The organism is Aeromicrobium sp. S22 (assembly GCF_009661045.1).
In the GTDB taxonomy this organism is placed as follows: domain Bacteria; phylum Actinomycetota; class Actinomycetes; order Propionibacteriales; family Nocardioidaceae; genus Aeromicrobium; species Aeromicrobium yanjiei.
This window is the reverse complement of sequence record NZ_WJWV01000001.1, coordinates 1,600,934-1,621,829: the sequence shown is the minus strand read 5'-3', so window position 1 is coordinate 1,621,829 and position 20,896 is coordinate 1,600,934. Positions and strand designations below refer to the sequence as shown.

The window sequence follows — 20,896 nt, the reverse complement described above, 5'->3', positions numbered from 1 at the left end:
GGTCACACGCTTCACTGTTCCCCCTTGAAAAGAACTTCCGAGATGACGGCGGCACGATCGCGCCCCCGCTGGTGAAGCCCGCCCTTGTGGGGCGGGCTGGATGCAACGTGAGCCAACTTAGGCAATTTTCAGGGGGAACGGCAGTCTTGACTTTTAGCCACAAGTAACCATCTGCAACTAGTTCTTTCTGACCAGAGCGGCCAGGGCGCTACGGTGGGCGGATGAACCGCACCCGCAGGTACACCGTTCGTACGCTCGCCGTGACCGCACTCCTGACGTTCGCGACCGTCTCCCCCGCCGCGGCCGTCTCGTCATCGACGTACGAGAAGCAGGTCATCACCCGCACGAACCACTTCCGCGTCGATCACGACAGGGTCAAGGTCAAGGCGCAGTCCTGCGTGGACCGCTGGGCCGAGGGCCAGGCCAGGTGGATGGCCAAGCACGGCAAGCTCGAGCACCGCAAGGGCCGCCTGCAGCAGGTCCTCGACGACTGCAAGCTCACCGGGGTGTCGGAGAACATCGCCTACGGCTACGGATCGGGCAACAAGACCGTGAACGCCTGGATGAAGTCATCCGGTCATCGCCGCAACATCCTCGCCACCAAGATGCGCTACATCGGCGTCGGCGCCGTGAAGGACGACGACGGGGTCTGGTGGGTCGCCCAGGTCTTCGGCACCCGCAAGTAGCCGGCAGCGAGCAGCTGACTCGTCGCCAAATCAGATGTCCCGGACGATTCCTCTCCCCAAACCCGGTTCCGGTGCCCTAGGCTCTGGGCCAGTTGCACGACGTTGGCCGTACGAATGAATGAGTTTCACTCTCGGGTGTCGAGTTCTTCTTGAAGGTTGGATGTACGTCGCGACCGCCACTCGCGAGAGGCGCGGGGGGTATCTCGTCAATGAGGAGCAGGACATGGCAACAGGCACCGTGAAGTGGTTCAACGCCGACAAGGGCTTCGGATTCATTGCACCCGACGACGGCAGCGAGGACGTGTTCGCGCACTTCTCGGCCATCCAGTCGAGCGGCTACCGCTCGCTCGACGAGAACCAGAAGGTCGAGTTCGACGTCGAGCAGGGCCAGAAGGGCCTGCAGGCGGCGAACATCCGCCCGCTCTGATCAAGTCACCCATGACACAACCCCCGGAGCGCTGCTCCGGGGGTTGTGTCGTTCTCGCGGGAGGGGGCGAACGGGCTACAGGCGCCCGGCCTCGTCCCATGCACGCCGGGTGAAGTCAGTTCCCGGGCTCGACGCCAGGTAGCTGACGTCGCCTGACGGCCTGGCCTCCGTGGGCGCGAGCCGGCGGGCCGGGAAGCGGCGCGAGGCCTCGGCCAGCTGGGCGGAGTCGATGTCGAAGGACGTCTCGTCCATGGCGGTCTCCCTCGGTTGGCAACGTTGACATGAGGATATCCTCATGTTTGCCCCGTGGGGACCCTTACCGGGCGGTAGGTTGCGTGTCCCCCGTCGAGGAGACTGCTGCGGGCGCGTCGCCCGACATGGTCGAGACGTTCGTGGTGGTCACGCTGATCGTGAACAGCGTGAGCAGGCCTGTGGCGACCATGAGACCGGCTGGCTTGCGCATGACGATTTACCCCCTTGGTGAACACGCTTTGCCGCACTCCACCGAGTGGGACGCGTAGACACTAGCGTCACTGGTCGGCCGGCGCTGAGAAAAAAATAAATTGATCCGATCTGTGCGTGACTCGTCAGCGTCCGTGCGTGACTCGTCAGCGTGGGGTCAGACGGTGACGCGCAGGATGCGGTCGTCGCCCTTGCGGGGGTCGCCGCGACCGTCGGTGTTGCTGGTCGTGACCCACAGCGCACCGTCGGGAGCCACGGCGACCGAGCGGATGCGTCCGTGGTCACCGGCGAAGTGGGCGACCGGCTTGCCGGCCCGCTCACCGTCCAGCGGCACCTCGAACAGGCACTCCCCCTGCAACGCGCCGACGTACGCGGTCGACTTCGTGACGGCCACGCCCGACGGGGAGCACTCGTCGGTGCCCCACGTGACGACCGGGTCGATCAGCCCACGGCCGCCGCCCTTGCCCTCGACCCGCGGCCAGCCGTAGTTGCCGCCCTTCACGATCAGGTTGAGCTCGTCCGCACTCTTCTCCCCGAACTCGGCCGCCCACAGCCGCCCCTCCTGGTCAAAGGCGAGCCCCTCGATGTTGCGGTGTCCGTACGACCAGGTCCGGTTGCCGAACGGATTGCCCTTCGCGGCCCGGCCGTCCTGGTCGATCCGCAGCACCTTGCCGGCCAGCGAGTCGCGGTCCTGCGCGAGCTCCCCGTTGCCGGAGTCGCCGGTCGAGACGAACAGGGTGCCGTCGTCGCCGAACAGCAGCCGCCCCCCGTGGTGCCGCGAGCCGATCGGGATGCCGGTGAGGATCGGCTCGACCTCACCCAGCGAGCTCCCGTCGATCGTGATGCGCACGACCCGGTCGTCGGCGGCCGTCGTCACGTACGCGAACAGCGTGCTGTCGTCGCCGGGGGCCAGCGCGATGCCCAGCAGACCCCCCTCGCCGCCGGGCACGCCGTTCGCGCCGGCGACCGATCCGAGCGTCGTGGTCCTGCCGTCGGCGCTCACCCGCACGATGCTGCCGGCGTCCCGCTGCGAGACCAGGGCGTCCCCGCCGGAGAGGAATGCGATCCCCCACGGCACGTTGAGCCCGGTGACGACGGTCCCGGCGATCCGGGGGGTGCGGGCACCAGGAGTCGACGACGCGGTCGGCGCGGGAGTCGTCGACGGATCGGACGGGGCCGGTGCCGGGCGTTCGTCCCGCTCGCGGCTGCAGCCCAGCAGCGAGACGGTACCGATGGCAGCCAGCCCGGTCAGCAGTGCGCGACGTTCCATGAACAGATCATGCCGGTCACGGTCAAGTCCCGCTGCGACCGTCGGCGGCGGATCAGGCGATGCCGCTGCGCATCTGGCCGAGACGGGTGCGGTACTCGGTCGCCGGTGAGCGGTCCACGTTGAGCGGCGGATCGAGCTCGTCGACGACCTGCTGCTCGAGCTCGCGGAGCGCACCGGGCTCGGCGCCCACCCAGCACGACACCGACAGGTGCTCGAGCATCCAGTCGGTGAGCCGATCGTCGTCGAGACTCGTCATCCGCAGGTGGGCGCGCAGCACCGTCGCGAGGTTCATCCGGAACGTCGAGGACCGGGCCAGGCCGTGCAGCTGGACGCGTTCGACGTGATCGCGCAGGTTGAGCACCGGATCGGCGAGCGAGTGCCAGCTGGATCCACCGACCTGACCGACGAAGATCAGGCCCGCTCGCACGGGCAGGCGCAGGCACCGGTTGAGCTCGCGGGCGCCGGCCGGATCGACGAACCAGGCGTACAAGCCCCTGCTCTGCGGCAGTCCGGAGAGGTCCGAGGCGGGCATCGCGCGGTGGGGATCGGCCAGGGCGTGGGCGATCGAGGACGCCGAGCCGATCTGGACGACCGGGGCGAGATCGGGCTCCTCCGGCTCCTGCGCGGGTGCCGGGGGCGCACTGTGCGTGATCGAGGGGATCACGTCTCCCGACGACACGACGGCCCCGGCCTCCTGCAGACCTGCGAAGAGTGGTCCTGCGAAGGCGTTGGGCGCGTCCAGCCGGACGTGGACGCCCTCGAGACAGCCCACGAGCGACTCGAGCCGGGTGACCACCCAGCTGGCCCACACGACCCGGTAGTCCGGATCCAGGTCGGCCAGGGTGCGCGAGTCCGGCGATATCCACTCGTTCGGCGCCACGAGACCGTGCTCGGCGGACAGCACGAACCACTCGCGACCCCACTGCTCGGCGTCGATCCGGCCGAGCTGGAAGGACATGTCGCGGTAGACCTCCTTGGCCGGTGCCGGGACGTTGACCCGCTCCCCCACGCTGCCGAGCAGGATCACGTCGGGGATGGCGGGTGTCTCGGCGTCGCTGGACTCCTCCGGGACCTCCGGGTCCTCGTCGTCGCTGTCGTCGCCGGCGGCCTCGGGCGGGACGGGCGCGCTGTCGCCCGTGGCCACAGGGGGCTGCCGGCGGGCAGCCGAGGGCGCGTGCAGGTGGGCACCGTTGCCCGACATCTTGATCTTGCTGGTCGAGACGGGTGGGGGGCCGGGGTCCTCCCCCCGTTCGTCGACGGGGATGGGTGCGTACTCGCCGCGGGCCACCCGGCGGAAGACGGGCGAGCGCTGGGCGAACTGCACGTGCTTGGCGCGTCCCCCGTCGGTCAGCCCGATGAGATGGGCCCGGATCGTCGCCTCGTTGACCTCGGGGTAGTTGGTGGTGAACCAGCTGCGGACGTCCTCGTAGCGGAACACCGGCGGCATCGCGTCGGCACACCGGTGCATGATCTGCCACACAGGCCTGTCGTACTTCACGACCCAGCTCCCGTCCACGATGACGCTCCCTTGGCCCCACGGCCTGACGCAGTGCGTCGTCCACGTGTGAAGAGCAGTCACGCGCGCCGTCATGACGCGATCTGCACGACAAGTTCGACCGGCCGCGGTTGCGCGCGGGGAATGCGGGCACCCCACTGGCCGTTGTGCACGATGTACGGAGTTTTCCAGCGAGAGGCAATCATGAGCACCGTCACCCTGACCAAGGACACCATCGACGAGGCGCTCGGCGCCGAGGGCATCACACTGGTCGACTGGTGGGCATCCTGGTGCGGCCCGTGCCGCCAGTTCGCCCCCGTCTTCGAGGCCGCGAGCGAGACGCACCCGGACGTCACGTTCGGCAAGATCGACACCGAGGACCAGCAGGAGCTGGCCGCCGCCGCGCAGATCACCTCGATCCCGACCCTGATGGCGTTCCGCGACGGAGTCCTCGTGTTCTCCCAGCCCGGCGCGCTCCCGGCCGCCGGCCTCGAGCAGGTCATCCAGGCCGTCCGCGATCTCGACATGGACGACGTACGTCGCCGCGTGGCCGAGGCCGAGGCCGCCGAGACGCAGGCCTGAGGCGCGGCGAGATGATCTTCATCGTCGTCAAGTTCCGCACCAAGCCTGAGTGGACCGATCGGTGGCTGGAGCTCGTGCGCCCCTTCACCGAGGCGACCCGCGCGGAGCCCGGCAACCGGTGGTTCGACTGGTCGCGCAGCGTCGACGACCCCCACGAGTTCGTGCTCGTCGAGGCATTCGACGACGACGCCGCGGAGGCGCACGTGACGAGCGCGCACTTCCAGGAGGCCATGCAGACGATGCCCCAGGCGCTCGCCGAGACGCCCCGCATCGTCAGCCAGACCGTCGACCAGGACGGCTGGAACGAGATGGGTGAGCTGACCGTCGCCTAGGTGGCCGGCAGATCAGACGACATCGGCGTACGCCGAGGCGGTCCTCGCGATCTTCTCGGCGTACGCCGTGCTCCGGTTGTACGTCAGCACGGCTCGCGACCAGCCCGTGGAGGTGCTGAGGTCGCGGCCCGCGTGGCACAGGTAGCGACCGGCACTCAGCGCGGCGTCGTCGATGTCGTGAGGATCAGGCTCGCCCCCGCTGGCGGAGGTGCCCCACCGCTGCCACGTCGTAGGGATGAACTGCATCGGCCCGACCGCCCGGTCCCAGGTCGTGTCGCCGTCGAGCGCGCCCCCGTCGGTGTCGCGGATCGCACGGTTGCCGCCGGTCCCGTCGAGCGGCACCCCGAGGATGCGGGGAGATGCCACGCCGCTCCGGTCCAGGCGGGCACCGCCGAAGGCGCCGTGGCTGCTCTCGGAGGCGCCGATGCCGGCCAGCGTGTTCCACGCGAGACCACAACGCGGATGCGAGCTCTTGAGCGACTCCGCGGCCTTGACGTACGCCGTCAAGGCCCGACGCGGGATGCCGGCCTCACGTGCCGTCCGGTTCAGGCTGTCCGGGGTGGCTGCGGGCGTCGGCCGATCGACCACCGGCAGATCCGCCCTCGGCTCGCTGTCGGGCCTGGTCACGATGATCAGGGCCAGCGCGACGGCCAGCGCCGCGACCAGCACGATCAGTGGGGTTGAGCGTCTCACCCCTTCAGTGTCCGGGCCCGGCCAAGCCTGCTGCCTCGATCTCGGGACCGCCGCCGAGCGGCACGGCGTACCGGCGCGGCAACCCCTGGTCGGGACAGCGGCCGAGCACACGCCGCATCGCGTCGCGCTCGGCAGCGGTGACCCAGAGGCCGTAGGCCTGCTTGACCGCGATCTGCCGGGCCACGTAGCCGCACCGGAACGCAGCGCGCGGCGGCAACCACGTGGCGGCGTCCCCGCTGCCCTTGGACGCATTCGTGTGCATGTCGGTCGCGCGGAGCTCGAGGACGTCGTTGGCGAACTGCTCGCGCTTCTCCGGCGTCCACTGCTGGGCACCCTTCTGCCAGGCGTCGGACAAGGCCACGACGTGGTCGATCTGCACCGCGCGCGACGTCGTGGTGCCGCGGACGAAGTCGACGACCTCCCCGGAATAGGGAGACGTGAGGGTGCCCGTGAGCACGAGGCACCCACGCGTGCCGGCCTTCAGCGTGATGTCACGCAGGTCGCGGCGCAGCACGTCGTTGCGCTGGTCGCACCCGTTGCGGTCGAGATCTCGCCAGGCCCGGCCGAACTGCTCGCGGGAGTATCCGGTCCGCGGCGCCCGGCCCTTCACCGTGAGCTCCTCCAGGGCGCTCGCGGCCTTGCCTCGGGCCACCGGCGGCTCCGCGACGGACGGTGTGGTGGCAGAAGGCGCCGGCGCCTCGGTGTCACGTCCGTAGGACGTGCCGATGAGCACGAGCGCCACGACCGCCACCAGGGCCATGACGGGGCCGCCTCGACGTGCAGATCCCACAGATGACCCCTCTTGCCCGACTCGACACCGGGCAGAAGTCTCACACGAGCGGTCCGGCGGCCCGCGCGTGGCCGGCCTGCGCCCGTCAGACGGTCACGAACGACCGCATGCTGATCGAGCCCATGTCGATCGAGCTGTTGAAGAACGAGATGTCCTCACCGTCCTCGAGCAGGCTGAGCGCCGCGACCAGGGGGCGGTAGTGGTCGTCGGTGGGCACCGCGAGGCGAGCCTCGGCCCAGGTGCCGTAGGGGTCCAGGAGCTTGCCGACCTGGCGCTCACGCAACGCCTCTGCCGTGTCGGCGTCGAACTGCTCGGCCCAGTCCCAGGCCGCCCCGCCGTCCCAGCGGGCCCGGCCGAGCGCGTGCACGATGTTGCCGCTGCCGATGAACAGGACGCCGCGCCGGCGCATGGCCCGCAGGCGGCCGTAGAGCTCGTAGAGCTGCGGCAGGGGCATCGAGTAGTCGATGCTGATCTGCAGGACCGGCACCTCGGGCCGCGGGGCGAGGAACTTCAGGATGCTCCACGTGCCGTGGTCAAGACCCCACTGCTTGTCGAGCTCGGCCTCGTAGTCGACGAGCTGTCGGGCCAGCAGTCGGGCGACGTCGGTGTCGCCCACCGAGTCGTACTGCACGCGGGACAGCTCGTCGGGGAAGCCGCCGAAGTCGTAGATGATCGGATTCCTCGGGGCGTCCGTGATGTGGGTGCTCCCCGGAGTCAACCAGTGCGCGCTCACCACGACGATCGCCTGGGCCGCAGGGAGCTCTTGGCCCATGCGGGTCCACGTGCGGGTGTAGCTGTTGTCCGAGATCGCGTGCATGGGGTTGCCGTGGCCCACGAACAGCACCGGCATGAGCGCGCTGGGGCTCAGGCGGTTGTCGAGATCGGCGATCGAGTACGTGGCCATGACGCATCCTTCAATAGTTGACCCTTCAACTATATCATCGCCCGCCGGCGCTCGTCGTCGAGATGCGTGCGAGCCCGCATCACCGCCCGGCGGGCGAGCAGCAGGGACTGCCGGTGCTCGTGGGGCACCAGGTGCCGGTTGCGCAGGTCGGTCACGAACCGGCTGATGACGCTGACCTGCATGCGCGCCTCAGCCGCAGAGGTGGGCAGTCGGTCGTCGGTGAGGAAGCCCGGCAGGCAGCGCAGCACGCCGTCGAGACCGAGCACGGTCCACAGCGCCCCGTCACGGACGAACTCGCGCTCCGCTGCCAGGAGGGTCGCGTCGTCGGGGTCCAGCCACTGCGTCATGTCGTCGACGTCGAGGAAGTCGTACAGCCGCAGCCGCACGCGCGCGTAGCGACGCACGGTCTCGGCCTTGCGGCCCTCGGCCAGGCGCAGGAAGAAGTCGTCGATCAGCGGCCAGCCGGGCTCCTCGAAGTACATGCCTGCACTCAACCAGCGGGGTCGGACACTACTGCTCGAGCGCCGCCAGCACCGCAGCGGTGAACCCGTCGAACGTCACCCGGTCGGGTGTCACGGGCCGGGCGCCGAGACGTACGGCGACGACCCCCTCGCTCGGCACGACGGCCACGTACTGGTTGCCGTAGCCGAACGCCCAGAACGCGTCGGCCGGCACGTGCGGCGCGAGCCGCCCCTCGTACGGCGCGATGTCCGCAGGGAATCCTGCCTGCCGATGCACCTCGACGACCCGTCCCTGGGCGTTGACCCACCACAGCAGGCCGTACGCCGCGTTGAGCCCTGACGAGGGACTCGTCGCCTCCTGGACGAACTCGGCCGGGAGCAGGCGCCGGCCCTTCCACACGCCGTCGTTGAGCATGAGGTGGCCGATCCGGGCGAGGTCGAGGCAGGTCGACGTCATGCCCGAGAACGTCAACGCGTTGCCGGCCGGGTCGCGTCCCCACGTCGTGTCGCGCATGCCGAGCGGGTCCAGCAGCCGCTCGTCGGCGTTCGCCGCGACGTCGCTGGAGTCGTCCAGTCCGTCCAGCACCGACTCGAGGGTCTGGACCGCGGTGTTGTCGTAGACCCACGCCTCGCCCGGCTCGCGGTCCTGCCCGACCCCCACTGCGAACGCCGTCGTGTCGGCCTCGCTGCGGATCATCCGGGTGTCGGTGGCGTCGTCCCAGTGCCGGCCGGACGTCATCGCGAGCAGGTCACGCACGGTGATCGCCTCCGCCGGGCTCCCCCGCCACTGCTCGACCTGCCGGGACGCCGACTCGTCGAGGTCAACCGCGCCGTCGCCGACGTACGTGCCGACGAGCATCGCCGTCAGCGACTTCGCGATCGAGTAGACCTTGTGCTGCGCCGCGGGTGCGCCCCCGTTCCAGTACGCGTCGTGGACCAGGCGGCCGTCCTTGACGACCGCGACGCACGTCGACCCGTTCGCCGCGAGATCGGCGTCCAGCGCCTGCCAGCTCCCCTGCTCGGACCGCGCCCACTCCTTGCCGGGGTAGGTCACGGTCGGCGTCGGCGCAGGTGCAGGCGTGGGGGTCGACGAGGAGGCGGCCGGGGCGGGTCTCGTCCGCTCCTCGGCTGCCGGCGCGCTCCCACCCGAGCACGCCGCGAGCAGCGCCAGCGTCGCGACGGCCGCGGCTGCGCGGGCCGTCACCGGCCGTCCGCGTCGGGGCCGGAGCGCCGGATCCGGATCGGTCCTCGCGCCGTGGCGAGGTCGACCGCCTCACCCTTCTGGGTGATGACGACCTGCCCGCGGTCGACGAGGCGTCCGGCCGCGTCTCGTACGGCGTCCATCAACGGGCGCCAGTCCTCCGGGGCGAGGTCGCGGGCGACGTCCGACGGGCAGATCGTGGCGGTCGGCGCGCGGGACGCGAGCAGCGCGAGGATGCGCTGCTCGAGCTCGTGGTCGGTGGGAGGCACGCACCCAGCCTCCCGTGCACGCCGCACGTCCACAAATGGTGACGTTCCTAACGGCACCGCCTCACCCGCAACTTGGACGCGTGGGCGACAATGGAGGGATGCCCTCTGCCATGGATCTGCGCCTCCTGCTGCGCTATCCGGTCGAGTTCGTCGCGAGCGAGGACCCGGCCGACTCGCGGTTCGTCTTCCACACCCCCGACGGCGACCAGACGGCCACCGCGAACGAGGCCGTCGGCCCGCTCAGCCAGGGCATCCGGGTCATGTCCGCGGACAAGTCCGTCCGCGCCTGGGCGACCCCCGCGATCCTCGCGCTGCGCATCATGGCGCGCGGTGCACTGGGCTCCCCCGACGCCACGGAGATCAACCAGCTGCAGAACGCCGGCGCCGCGATCGGTCCCAATGCGGGCGCGGGCCAGGCCTCGATCAACGCCTTCCTCAAGGCTCTCGCGGTGGACGCGCCCGCCGCGGCGTCGACCCCGCAACAGCGTCAGCCGTACGTCTCACCGCACGCCGCGCCCCAGCGCACGCGCGAGACGACCTTCTCGTGGACGCTCATCGTCTCGTTCCTGGAGGAGCCCACGCCGAGCCAGGCCGCGGTCGTACGACTGCGCGTGCATCCCCGGTCGGGATCGTTCGCGGCCTTCGACGCGGGTGACCTGTTCGGCGGCTCCTCGCACCCCATGGCCCAGGACGCCAAGGAGCCGACCGCGGCGATGCTGCGCCGGCTCGAGCCCTGGTGGGCGTCCGCCGCGACCCTGCGCGATCCGCACGCGCGCGGCGCCGTCACCGTCAGTCCCGACGATCTCGCGCGCCTCGGTGACCGCACCCTCGCACCGACGCTGATGGCCAACCGCATCGAGGTGCGCTGGCCGCCCGAGCTCGTGCGGGAGCTCACGACGTCCGCCGTCGTACAACGCCGCGAGACGCCCGGCTCCGACCGGCCCTCGGCGTTCACCCAGGGGCAGCTGTTCTCGTTCGACTGGCAGGTGGCGCTCGGCAGCGACGTGCTGTCGGCCGCCGAGCTCGATCAGCTCGCGCAGTCGCAGAGCGGGCTGCTCCGGCTGCGCGACCGCTGGGTCTTCGTGGACAAGTCACAGCTCAACAAGGTGCTCGAGCAGCGCACCCACGACATCTCCGCGCTCGAGGCGCTGCGCGCGGCCGTCACCGGCGAGCTGGAGATCGACGGCCGCCGCACCGAGGTCGACACGGTCGGCTGGCTCGAGGACGTGCGCCGGCGCCTCGCGGTGCAGGACCGCGACATCCAGCCGGGTCGTCAGCCGAACGATCTCGAGGGGCACCTGCGCGACTACCAGCTGCAGGGCCTGCAGTGGATGACGCAGCTGGTGGATCTCGGCCTCGGCGGCATCCTCGCCGACGACATGGGTCTCGGCAAGACCGTCATGCTGATCGCGCTGCACCTGCAGCGCGCCGTCGAGACGACCGCCCCGACCCTGGTGATCTGTCCCGCCTCGGTGCTCGGCAACTGGGAGCGCGAGATCCAGCGCTTCGCCCCCGGCGTCCCGGTCCACCGCTACCACGGTGCACGACGCACGCTCCAGGACGTCAAGGACGGCTTCCTCGTCACGACGTACGCCACGATGCGCGCGGACGCCGACCTCCTCGCCGAGCACGAGCCGGGCTGGGGACTCGTCGTGGCCGACGAGGCGCAGAACATCAAGAACCCCCACGCGCGTACCGCCCGCGCGATCCGGGACATCCCCGCGGTGGCGCGTCTCGCGCTCACCGGCACCCCGGTCGAGAACAACCTCTCCGAGCTGTGGGCGATCCTGGACTGGACCACGCCGGGGCTCCTCGGGACGTACGAGCAGTTCCGCCGCACCTGGTCGCGCGCGATCGAGTCGCGGCGCGACACCGAGCGGGCCACCGGCCTGTCGCAGCTCATCCGGCCGTTCGTGCTGCGGCGGCGCAAGTCCGATCCGGGCATCGCGCCCGAGCTGCCGCCGAAGATCGAGACCGATCACCGCATCAACCTCACCCGCGAGCAGGTCGGCCTCTACGAGGCGGTCGTGCGCAGCACCATGGCCCAGATCGAGCAGGCGCAGGGCATCCAGCGTCGTGGCCTCGTGGTCAAGCTGCTGACCCAGCTCAAGCAGATCTGCAACCACCCCGCGCAGTTCCTCCGTGAGCCGGAGTCGCGGCTCACCGGACGCTCGGGCAAGCTCGGCGTCTTCGACGAGCTGATCGAGGAGATCGTGTCCGAGGAGGGCGCGACGCTCGTGTTCACGCAGTACGCCCAGATGGGACGCCTGCTGACCCGCCACCTCGACGAGAAGAAGATCGCCAACCAGTTCCTGCACGGCGGCACCACGGTTCGCGGACGCGAGAAGATGGTGCACGAGTTCCAGGGCGGCCAGGTGCCCGTGTTCGTCCTGTCGCTGAAGGCGGCCGGTGTGGGCCTCAACCTCACCCGGGCCGACCACGTGATCCACTACGACCGGTGGTGGAACCCCGCCGTCGAGGACCAGGCGACCGACCGCGCGCACCGCATCGGGCAGACCAAGAACGTCCAGGTCCACCGCCTCATCAGCGAGGGCACGATCGAGGAGTCGATCGCCGAGCTGATCCGCTCCAAGCGCTCGCTCGCCGACGCCGTGGTCAACGGCGGCGAGGGCGCCCTCACCGAGCTCTCCGACGCCGCCCTGGCCGACCTCGTCCGCCTCAAGCGCTAGCCCCGCACCCCGCACCGCGCCCCGGGACCGAGATTTGGCGGCTTCAGCCCGCCAAATGTCGCCGGACGCGCGATGTGGCGGGCTCAAGTCGCCAAATCTCGGTCTGCGCGGGGTGGTGGGTCAGCGGAAGCACTTCTTGAGCTGGGAGACCCGGTAGAAGTAGCCGTTTCCGATCTCGGAGGGCCGGCACGGGCCGGCGAGCTTCACAGGCTGCTCGTTGTGACGGATGGTCACCAGGACCGACCCCGAGGAGTTCTTGTAGGCCGCCCACTCGATGTTGCCGGCCATGCGCCCCACGACGTAGCCGCGCCACGGATTGTTGCCGTACGAGAATGCGGACCTCGCCTGCGTCTGGCTCCGCGGCAGCCGCATCTGCGCCGCGACCGGCATCGTCACCTCTCCGTGCGAGTGACGGAACACCGCGGCGGTCCGGCCGCCCTTGGCGCGCTGGTCGAGCCGCGCGAAGAAGTCGTCCACGACCGGATCGGCCTGCTTGAACGAGCTGCGCTCCCCCGCGACGCCGGGACCGTACCGGTAGAAGTTCTGCGCGTCCTTGACCTCCGCGAGCTTCTTGGCCGCCGACAGCGGGACGTAGTCGGCGAAGCTCACCGTGGTGTCCTGGCTCATGCCGGCACCGATGCAGTACAGGAGGTAGACGTCCAGGGCAGCGTCCACCGGATCCTTGATCGTGGCGACGTACGCGGGTCGGTAGATCCGCAGCAGCACCTTCCTGGCCGCCGCGCGCACGCTGGAGCGACGCTCGACCGCGGCGATCGCGGCCTTGCCCTTCTTGGACGAGCCGTCCTCGATCAGCAGCGACGGGTCGGTGACCTGCTTGGCGTAACCGAGCTGTGGGAACGCCTTGCGCAGGCTGGTCTTCATGTAGTGCGCACTCTGCCGGGTGCGGTAGATCGGCGAGTTCGTCATCGCGACCTTGTCACCGGTCTTGACGACGCCGGCGAAGAAGTCACCGTACGAGGCGGCGGTCCGTCGCCCGATGCCTCGCCACTCGTCCTTGCCAATGGTGCTGAGCCGCCCGTAGCCGAGCTTCTTCTCGGCCTTGCCGAACGCCCTCAGGTCGTTGTCGAACCGCTTGCCGCGCGTGGTCAGCTGGCCCCGCCGCGACGCCGTGGACCACACGGACAGCGCCCGCTTCTCGGCGTTGGGGTTCGTCATCGCGCGTGAGCCGTGGCGGGCGACGGTCTCGAGGAAGAACATCTCGTACCCGCTCGGCGGGGCAACGGTCTTCGCGCTCGCGGGGTTGCCGTACGTCGTCTGGTTCGAGTAGTAGCGGGCGTTGCTGACGTCGGCGGCCACGGACGTCGCCGGCAGCGCCACCGCAAGACCGGTGAGCAGAACGAGCAGACGCCAAGATCGCATCGTTCCACTGTAGGCCGATCAGCGGCGAAGTGGAGGGTGCAGCGTCGTGACGTCACCGAGCGTGTATGTCTTGGCGGGGCGTCCGCGTCCCTCGGAGACCACGTCGCCGGTCTCGCGGACGAATCCCTCGACCGACTGGACCTTGCGCTGGAAGTTGGCCGGGTTGAGGTGCTTGCCCCAGACGATCTCGTAGACCCGGCGCAGGTCACCGATCGTGAAGACCGGTCGGCAGAAGGACGCCGCGATCGGGGTGTACTCGAGCTTGGAGCGGGCCCGTTCGATCGCGTCGGTCAGCATCTGGTGGTGGTCGAACGGCAGATCGGCGGCCAGCAGCTCGTCGACCGGCATCCAGATCGCATCGGCGTCCTTGCCCGTCGATCCCTCCGGCAGGTTGGGCAGCACCGCGAGGTAGAGGACGGCGAACGTCCTCGCGCGGGGGTCGCGGTCCGGCGCGCCGTACGTCCCGACCTGCTCGAGGTAGTCGACCTCGAGACCGGTCTCCTCGCGCAGCTCGCGCCGCGCAGCGGTCTCCAGGTCCTCGTCGAGGTGGATGAACCCGCCCGGCAGCGCGAGGCCGCCGCGATTGGGCTCCCCCGCGCGACGGATGGCCATGACCTTGAGCTGACGGTCACGGATCGTCAGCACCACGACGTCGACCGCGACGTACGCCCACGGGCGCTCCGGCGTGGACTGTGTCGTCACCGGCTCACCTCTCCACGGACAGGCGGTTGCGGGGCGTCGTGCAGGTCATCTGCTCACCAGCCTCTGGGCTTGACGACGTTGTCGGGCGCGTCGGCGAACAGGGGCGCGACGTCGGGGTCGGTGAAGCCTGCGTGCCCGCAGCCGACCCGCGTCAGCCAGAAGACCCGGTCGGGGTGGTCGGCGGCGAACTCGAGGAACCGGGCCGCGGCTCCCGCGAGGACGTCGAAGCCCTCCATCGTCGGGATCGCATAGCTGTCGCCGCGCAGTCCCTCGCTGACGCCGCGCTCGGCCCCGAACCGCTCGACCGCGAGCCGCGCGGCCCCGCCGGTGTGGCCGCCGGCCGCACCGCTGCCGAAGACGAAGACGCCTCCCGGCTCCAGGGACGTGACGGCGTCCGGGGTCGTGCGCGGCCGCGTCGTGCCGTCGTTCGCGATGCCGTAGACGGCCTCGAGCATCGGGCCGCAGTCGCGGGCGTACTCGGCCATCGCGTCCAGCGTGGTGTCGAGCACCTCGGCCGTGACGCCGTCAGGGTGCAGCCGCGCGCTCAGGAAGACAGCGCCCTCGTCACCGAGGATCACCTTCGCCCAGATCATCGCGCTGTTGAGGTGGTTGATCTCCGCCCACGCCTCGGTGGACACCTGCGTCGCGATGCGCGTGAACACGTGGACGTGCGGTCGCGGGTCCTCCACGACTCCCACGTAGATCTGCGTGCCCTGGACGTCGATCGGCCAGTCGCCGTCGTCGTCCACCGCGAGGTGGTCGACTCCGCAGGCCTCCTTGAGGGCCTGCTCGGCGCGATCTCGCATGTCGCTGTCGCTCATGTGCACCATCTCCTTCTCCACCAATGTGCCAGACGGGTCCGCCATTATTGGTGCGAGTGAGTATTAATGTGTTGACGGGTGAGACAGGAGGTGATCGCCATGCTGACGACCCATTCCCACGATCGGGCTGCCGGGGTGCTGCTCGGACAGGCGTGCGGCGACGCGCTCGGCGTGCCGTACGAGTTCGGGCCGGCCCTGCCGGAGTCGACAGTGCCGCAGATGACCGGCGGCGGACCGTTCGGCTTCGACCCTGGAGAATACAGCGACGACACCGCCATGGCCGTGTGCATCGCCGAGGTGGCCGCGACCGGTGCCGATCTCACCTCCGACGCTGCCCTCGACGAGATCGCCGAGCGCTTCCTCGCATGGGGTGCGACCGCCAAGGACGTCGGCAACCAGACCCGCGCCGTCCTTGCTGCCACCGGACGCCGTGAGGGCCCGCGCGGCCGGGCGATGCGTGCTGCTGCCGCCGAGCACGCGGCCGAGCACCCCGGCCGGGTCGGCAACGGCGCCCTCATGCGGACGTCCGCCGTCGCGCTGACCCGTCTGGACGACCGGTCGGCGACCGCGGAGGCGGCCCGCGCCGTCGCCTCGCTGACGCACGCCGATCCCCTCGGGCTCGAGTCCTGCGTGCTGTGGACCGAGGCGATCCGGCTCGCGGTGACCACCGGCCGGCTCGACGTCCTGGCAGGTCTCGACCTCCTCGACGCCGGCAGCCGCGACCAGTGGCGCACGTGGATCGAGGCGGCGACCGACGTCGACCCGCGGACGTTCGCCAGCAACGGGTTCACGGTGTACGCCCTGCAGGCCGCGTGGGCGGCGATCACGTGGACCCCGCAGCCCGCCCTCGACCCGCAGGCCGGGACGTTCCCGGCGCAGCACTTCGCACTCGCCCTCATGAACGCGGTCCGCGCGGGCGATGACACCGACACGGTCGCTGCGATCGCCGGAGGCCTGCTCGGCGGGTACTGGGGATGGTCGGCCATCCCCGCACACTGGTCGAGGCGGGTCCACGGCTATGGCGGTCACCGCGCCCGCGGCCTGGTCACGCTGGCGCTGCGCACCGCCGACCGCGGCACCTCCAGCGACCAGGACTGGCCGGTCGGCCCGGCCATGACGTCGTGGAGCTATCGCAACGCCCCGGACGACCTCGCGACCCACCCGCACGACGATGGCGTGATGCTCGGGACCTACCGTTCCCCCGCACACGCTTGGGACGCGGTCGTGTCGCTGTGCCGGGTCGGCACGGCTGACTTCCCGGGTGTCTCGGACCGGGTCGAGATCCGGCTCATCGACTCCGACGCACCGGACGACAACCCGCACCTGGACTTCGTGCTCGCCGATGCCGCCGCCGCGATCAAGGAGCTGCGCGACGAGGGCAAGACGGTCTTCGTGCACTGCGTCGCGGCACACCAGCGGACCCCCTCGGTGGCAGTGGCGTACGCCCGGCTGCTCGGCGTCCCGGCCGAGGAGGCCCAGGCCGACGTCCGCCGGGTGCTGCCGAGACTTCGCGGGCACGGACGCCTGTGGGAGCGGGCGGCCCTCGTCAAGGCGGCCGAGCACGGCTGATCACGGATCGGCCCGCCCACCGCGGATGAGCCGCAGCGCAGGCCGCCCCGGCGCCGGCGCGTCCTGGGGCGGCCGGCCCAGCCCGCAGCGGGCCGCCTCGATCGCTGCCTCCGTCTCGTGGGCCGCGCAGCCGACGAGGTCCTGATCCAGGAGCCCCGACCGCTGGAGCCAGGCGGCCAGTCGCCCGGCCAGCATGACCTGGGCGCGGGCGTCCGTCACCGGATCGAGCAGCCAGTCGTCATCGACGAACCGACCCAGGCACGCCAGCACCTCCTCGAGGCCGAACACGCCGAAGAAGCCATCCCCTCGTGCCCGCGTCGCGGCGAGCTGGGCGTTCTCCTGCAGATCCAGGCATCTGCTCATGTCGGCCTCGGCGAGGAACTCCATCAGCCGGTCGTGCACCCGGTCATGACGCATCCGCGTCGCGAGGGAGGCACCGCGGGACTGCTGCTCGAAGAATCGGTCGAGGGCCGGGAGCGCCTGCTCGCGGCGGCTCCTCTCGGACGGACGGTTCATGCCCTCGACGCTAGGCGCCGCGAGCCCCCGCGCGTACTGCCTGCCGGACCGCTGTGGACGCACCGGCAGCGCGCCCTCGCCTGTGGAGGGCCCTCTCGCCACGGCGACAGCTCCTACGCTGCGCGGGGCTGTTGTCGCAGGAAGCGGGCGTGACGGCGCGGCACCTGCTCGGGATCGACCCGGGGCGGTGGGATCACCTCGACCACTCCGTTCGGCGCCATGTGCGCGGACCACTCCCCCTCATGCAGCAGGTGGTGGTGGAAGTGGCACAGGAGTGCTGCGTTGTCGAGATCGGTGGGACCGTCCTCGGACCAGAAGGTCAGGTGGTGCGCCTCGCACCAGGACGGCGGCCGGTCGCACCCGGCCCACACGCACCCTCGGTCGCGAGCGGCGAGGGCGAGGCGCTGATATCGGTCGTAGAGCCGCTTGGACATGCCGAGATCGGCGACCCGGGAGTCCGAGTCGAGGTAGAGGGTCACCAGGTGCGCGTTGCACGCGATCCGCTGGGCGGTGGCGACGGACACCTCGGCACCCGACGACGTCGTCGCGGTGCCGAGGCCCGAGCGGAGCTTGTCGAGGTCGACGTTGATCGTGACCGTCGCGGCGAGGCCGCCCGCCTGCGGCAGTGCGTCCTCGCGCATGTGCTCGATGAGCTCGAGGAAGGCCAGCCCGAGACGTTGAGCGTGGGGCAGGGACGTCAGGTCATCGATCGACATGCCGTGCCGGACGGCGTTCTCGGCGTTGCGCCGCGGAGCGGCGATGCCTTCGACGGCCGCACGGAGCGTGTCGGCGAACTGGTCGGGGATCACGAAGGTGCCGCGGGTGGTGCCGTCGCCTCGTGCCCGCATCGCCAGCCGGGTCGCGTTCCACGCCCGCTTCTCCTGGTCCGCCAGCTGCTTGCCCAGCACCTCGTCCGCGCCGTCGGGATCGATCACCTCCAGGACCCGGTTGGCCAACCGCTTCAGATCGTCCAGGTTGTGGTGCCCGGCCAGCTCGATCAGGCGGGCCTCGGCGTCACCGCGCTCCTCGTCCCCGCACCAGTCGGGCAGGGCGTCGATCGCCCGCATGATGACGCCGGCCTGATCGGTCGAGATGGTCCCTGTGGCCCACGCGGCACGCGTCGCCTCGGTGTTGCTGGTCGTGACCCGGGCGAGCCCGACCAGGCGGCCGGCCTCAGCCTTGGAGACACCGGTCAGGTCCGCGAGCCAGGCCGACGTCGACGCCGCGCCGTCCTCCTTGGGCAGCCCCATGGCCTCCGCAGCCCCGGCCAACCGGGACGCCAAGGCGTCCAGCCCTGTGCGCGTGCGCTGGACCGCGGTGGCCACCTCTCGCAGCTCTGCTGCGGTCAGTGACCACGGCTCGATGGCAGCAGCATCCTCGCTGAGTGATGACAGCTGATCGAGGAACATGGCCACTCCGGTGGGGACTAGAACGTATGTTCGATCCTACTCCGCCACCCACCGCTCCCACAAGACCTCGAGGCAACTTTTTCCTTGGTATATCAGCGCATTTCGCGCATCATGCGGGTGGCCCTCCCAGCCTAGACCGGCCCTCGGACAGCGTCCGGAGCGTCCTCAGCCCTTGCGGTCCGCGACGATCGCGGCGACGTTGAGGGCGGCCCAGGTGAGGGTCGCGCCGAGCACCTTCGCCTTGCCGCCCGCAGTCGTGGCCTCCGGTGTGAGCAGCGCGGCGTCCGTCAGGTCCAGCACGACCCGGGCGATCATGGCCTGCTCACGTCCCGCCTCGGTCGGGGCGAGGATCGCGAGCGCGCTGACCGCGAGGTCACGGGGTCCGAACAAGCGGGCCACGACGTCGTAGTCGGCCTGGCGCACGGGGTTGCTCGTCAGGGCCTTGCCGAGGTGGCGGGGCCTCACGAGGGCGTACACCGCGTAACCGGCGGTCGCAGCGGACAGGATCGTGCTGTAGGTCGGCTTCGTCATGCCCCGACGCTAAAGGGACGCCGGGGCGCCCGCACCCTGAGATCAGGGGCTCAGACCACCTGCGGGTACGCGACGAACAGCACGATGGCCAGGACGGCCGCCCCGAGGTAGACCGCCGACATGAACATCGCACCCAGACGCGGTCGCAGGCGGGTGATCCCGCGCAGCGCCAACGCGACGGCCGCCGCGGGCATCAGCACCCAGCCGAGACCCCACCCGGTGCCGAGGACGTCGTCCGGCCAGACCCCGCCCGAGGCGCCCACCAGCGCGGCGACCGCGACGACGTACCACGGGAAGAGCATCGGGATCGAGCCCCGCAGCGCGGCACCGGCGGCCTGCCACAGACCCGCTCGCATGGGCGCGTCCACGAGCCGGTCGGGTCGTGGGCCGCCGACCGGTGGCCCACCGAGCGCCGCGAAGAACGTGTGGCGCCGCAGCAGGAGGTACGCCGTGGCGACGGCCACCGCGAGCATCCACCACGGCGTGCCGGACGCGTCACGCCACGCCGACGGCCGGTAGTCCTGGGGCACGAACGCGGTGGTCGTCCACACCAGCCCTGGCACGAGAGCGACGATGAAAGCGCTCAGCACCAGCCCGACCGCGAACGTCCCGAGCTTGCTCCAACGGGTCACGACCGGCCCGCCGAGCCCGCCCGCCACCGGCGCGGAGGGCAGCCCCCCGGCGGCGGGCACGACGCCGGTCGTGGTGCCGGTCGGCGACGCCGCCGACAGCGGCTGGGGGGACAGATCGGCCGCGGCCAGTGCAGCCAGCATCTCCTCGACCGACTGGTAGCGGTGGTCGGGCTCGACCGCCATGGCTCGCTGCACCACGCCGGCCAGGGACCGGGACACCTCCGGGGCCAGCGCCCGCGGATCCGGACGCGGGTGGTTGCGGTGGGCCATCAGCTGGGCCGCCATCGTGCCCTCGAACGGCTGCTTGCCGGTGAGGCACTCGTACAACAGGCAGCCGACGGAGTAGATGTCGCTGCGCTCGTCCGAGCGCCCGTCGAACTGCTCGGGCGCCATGTAGTGCGGAGTGCCGGCGACCGTCGCGGTCGCGTCGGACGCGGCCCGGGCGATGCCGAAGTCGACGATCTTGATCGCCCCGTCGGGCGTGACGAGGACGTTCGCGGGCTTGATGTCCAGGTGGAGGATGCCCGCGTGGTGGCAGGCCGCGAGCCCCTCGAGGACACCGCGCACGACCGTCACCGCTCGCAGGCTCGGGCCCTGGGACGCGAGCAGATCGCGCAGGGACGTGCCCTCGACGAGCTCCATGACCAGGTGCGGGGTGATCTCGCCGTCACCGTCGGCCATGTGGACGAGGTCGTGCACCGTGACCACGTGCGGGTGCGAGACGCGGGCGAGGGTCGCGACCTCGCGCCTGATGCGGCGCATCGCACGCGGATCGTCGGCCACGAAGTGCGAGAAGCGCTTGATCGCGACCTCGCGCTGCAGCTGGCTGTCACGGGCGCGGAAGACGACGCCGTGGTTGCCCGCCCCGATGCGTCCCAGCAGCTCGAACCGCTGCTCGACCGGGACAGTTCCCGTGCCCGTGCGGTCCGGCGCGGGCTCGGTCGTGGCCGGCGGCAGCGGCACCGGGGACGTGACCAGGGGATCTGGCATGTGGCTGATCCTCCTGCTCGGGATGGGCGGAAACCTCATCGTGACGGTTCGTCGTGCGGGTCCATTGTTCCTTGTCCCCCCTAG

General features: G+C 70.7%; 23 protein-coding genes. 6 read left to right on the top strand and 17 right to left on the bottom strand.

Features of this window, described 5'->3' with window-relative positions; all coding sequences use genetic code 11:
• Window positions 1–221 precede the first annotated feature (221 nt).
• Window positions 222–686, top strand: a complete 465-nt coding sequence (locus GEV27_RS07855) for a CAP domain-containing protein (RefSeq protein ID WP_153653061.1) — start codon at window positions 222–224, stop codon at window positions 684–686.
• Window positions 687–909: 223 nt separating this feature from the next.
• On the top strand, window positions 910–1,113 hold the full coding sequence (locus GEV27_RS07850) for a cold-shock protein (RefSeq protein ID WP_153653062.1): 204 nt from the start codon (window positions 910–912) through the stop codon (window positions 1,111–1,113).
• A gap of 75 nt (window positions 1,114–1,188) precedes the next feature.
• Here GEV27_RS07850 and GEV27_RS07845 read toward each other — a convergent pair whose 3' ends face one another.
• The 4 genes from GEV27_RS07845 to GEV27_RS07830 form a co-directional block, all read right to left on the bottom strand.
• A complete protein-coding gene (locus tag GEV27_RS07845) occupies window positions 1,189–1,365 on the bottom strand; it encodes a hypothetical protein (protein WP_153653063.1) in 177 nt (58 codons plus the stop codon).
• 64 nt (window positions 1,366–1,429) lie between these two features.
• Window positions 1,430–1,576 carry a hypothetical protein gene (locus GEV27_RS07840; protein ID WP_153910710.1) on the bottom strand — a complete coding sequence of 49 codons (147 nt, stop codon included), beginning with the start codon at window positions 1,574–1,576 and terminating at the stop codon, window positions 1,430–1,432.
• Window positions 1,577–1,732: 156 nt separating this feature from the next.
• On the bottom strand, window positions 1,733–2,845 hold the full coding sequence (locus GEV27_RS07835; RefSeq protein WP_153933839.1) for a sorbosone dehydrogenase family protein: 1,113 nt from the start codon (window positions 2,843–2,845) through the stop codon (window positions 1,733–1,735).
• Window positions 2,846–2,897: 52 nt separating this feature from the next.
• Window positions 2,898–4,361 carry a DUF6884 domain-containing protein gene (locus GEV27_RS07830; protein WP_153933838.1) on the bottom strand — a complete coding sequence of 488 codons (1,464 nt, stop codon included), beginning with the start codon at window positions 4,359–4,361 and terminating at the stop codon, window positions 2,898–2,900.
• Between the two features lie 183 nt (window positions 4,362–4,544).
• Between GEV27_RS07830 and trxA the strand changes: the two genes are divergently transcribed.
• Window positions 4,545–4,922 carry a thioredoxin gene (gene trxA / locus GEV27_RS07825; protein WP_153653066.1) on the top strand — a complete coding sequence of 126 codons (378 nt, stop codon included), beginning with the start codon at window positions 4,545–4,547 and terminating at the stop codon, window positions 4,920–4,922.
• 11 nt (window positions 4,923–4,933) lie between these two features.
• Window positions 4,934–5,254 (top strand): putative quinol monooxygenase, encoded by a 321-nt coding sequence (locus GEV27_RS07820; RefSeq protein ID WP_153653067.1) that lies wholly within the window; start codon window positions 4,934–4,936, stop codon window positions 5,252–5,254.
• A gap of 12 nt (window positions 5,255–5,266) precedes the next feature.
• Here the strand turns inward: GEV27_RS07820 and GEV27_RS07815 are convergent, their stop codons facing one another.
• The 6 genes from GEV27_RS07815 to GEV27_RS07790 form a co-directional block, all read right to left on the bottom strand.
• Entirely contained in the window at window positions 5,267–5,947 is a 681-nt protein-coding gene (locus GEV27_RS07815; protein WP_309222101.1) for a murein transglycosylase, read from the bottom strand.
• Window positions 5,948–5,951: 4 nt separating this feature from the next.
• A complete protein-coding gene (locus tag GEV27_RS07810) occupies window positions 5,952–6,707 on the bottom strand; it encodes an HNH endonuclease family protein (RefSeq protein ID WP_153934028.1) in 756 nt (251 codons plus the stop codon).
• A 115-nt stretch (window positions 6,708–6,822) separates the two neighbouring features.
• Complete coding sequence (locus GEV27_RS07805) at window positions 6,823–7,641, bottom strand: dioxygenase (protein ID WP_153910704.1); 819 nt, start codon at window positions 7,639–7,641, stop codon at window positions 6,823–6,825.
• Between the two features lie 29 nt (window positions 7,642–7,670).
• Window positions 7,671–8,123 (bottom strand): hypothetical protein, encoded by a 453-nt coding sequence (locus GEV27_RS07800; RefSeq protein WP_153910703.1) that lies wholly within the window; start codon window positions 8,121–8,123, stop codon window positions 7,671–7,673.
• Between the two features lie 28 nt (window positions 8,124–8,151).
• Window positions 8,152–9,306 carry a serine hydrolase gene (locus GEV27_RS07795; protein WP_153933837.1) on the bottom strand — a complete coding sequence of 385 codons (1,155 nt, stop codon included), beginning with the start codon at window positions 9,304–9,306 and terminating at the stop codon, window positions 8,152–8,154.
• Complete coding sequence (locus GEV27_RS07790; protein WP_309222100.1) at window positions 9,303–9,572, bottom strand: DUF3253 domain-containing protein; 270 nt, start codon at window positions 9,570–9,572, stop codon at window positions 9,303–9,305. Before GEV27_RS07790 ends, GEV27_RS07795 begins: the two co-directional genes overlap by 4 nt.
• A gap of 98 nt (window positions 9,573–9,670) precedes the next feature.
• Here GEV27_RS07790 and GEV27_RS07785 point away from each other — a divergent pair, with 98 nt between their 5' ends.
• Complete coding sequence (locus GEV27_RS07785) at window positions 9,671–12,262, top strand: DEAD/DEAH box helicase (protein ID WP_153933836.1); 2,592 nt, start codon at window positions 9,671–9,673, stop codon at window positions 12,260–12,262.
• A 120-nt stretch (window positions 12,263–12,382) separates the two neighbouring features.
• On the opposite strand, the gene GEV27_RS07780 is transcribed toward GEV27_RS07785, so the two are convergent.
• From GEV27_RS07780 to GEV27_RS17755, 3 genes are read right to left on the bottom strand one after another with little or no spacing between them, the layout of a single operon-like run.
• Window positions 12,383–13,642: a histidine-type phosphatase gene (locus GEV27_RS07780; RefSeq protein ID WP_153933835.1), complete on the bottom strand. Its 1,260-nt coding sequence runs from the start codon at window positions 13,640–13,642 to the stop codon at window positions 12,383–12,385.
• An 18-nt stretch (window positions 13,643–13,660) separates the two neighbouring features.
• Window positions 13,661–14,344: an NUDIX domain-containing protein gene (locus tag GEV27_RS07775; protein ID WP_243838705.1), complete on the bottom strand. Its 684-nt coding sequence runs from the start codon at window positions 14,342–14,344 to the stop codon at window positions 13,661–13,663.
• 53 nt (window positions 14,345–14,397) lie between these two features.
• The gene (locus GEV27_RS17755) at window positions 14,398–15,165 is read right to left on the bottom strand and encodes a YbjN domain-containing protein (protein WP_208430766.1); all 768 of its coding nucleotides are present in this window, start codon (window positions 15,163–15,165) and stop codon (window positions 14,398–14,400) included.
• Window positions 15,166–15,264: 99 nt separating this feature from the next.
• Here GEV27_RS17755 and GEV27_RS07765 point away from each other — a divergent pair, with 99 nt between their 5' ends.
• Complete coding sequence (locus GEV27_RS07765) at window positions 15,265–16,734, top strand: ADP-ribosylglycohydrolase family protein (RefSeq protein ID WP_153933834.1); 1,470 nt, start codon at window positions 15,265–15,267, stop codon at window positions 16,732–16,734.
• On the opposite strand, the gene GEV27_RS07760 is transcribed toward GEV27_RS07765, so the two are convergent.
• From GEV27_RS07760 to GEV27_RS07745, 4 genes are all read right to left on the bottom strand, one after another.
• A complete protein-coding gene (locus tag GEV27_RS07760; RefSeq protein ID WP_153933833.1) occupies window positions 16,735–17,250 on the bottom strand; it encodes a hypothetical protein in 516 nt (171 codons plus the stop codon).
• A 113-nt stretch (window positions 17,251–17,363) separates the two neighbouring features.
• Entirely contained in the window at window positions 17,364–18,659 is a 1,296-nt protein-coding gene (locus GEV27_RS07755; protein WP_153933832.1) for an HNH endonuclease signature motif containing protein, read from the bottom strand.
• A gap of 165 nt (window positions 18,660–18,824) precedes the next feature.
• Window positions 18,825–19,190: a hypothetical protein gene (locus GEV27_RS07750; protein ID WP_153653078.1), complete on the bottom strand. Its 366-nt coding sequence runs from the start codon at window positions 19,188–19,190 to the stop codon at window positions 18,825–18,827.
• Window positions 19,191–19,240: 50 nt separating this feature from the next.
• Window positions 19,241–20,812: a serine/threonine-protein kinase gene (locus tag GEV27_RS07745; RefSeq protein ID WP_194944152.1), complete on the bottom strand. Its 1,572-nt coding sequence runs from the start codon at window positions 20,810–20,812 to the stop codon at window positions 19,241–19,243.
• Window positions 20,813–20,896: the final 84 nt, after the last annotated feature.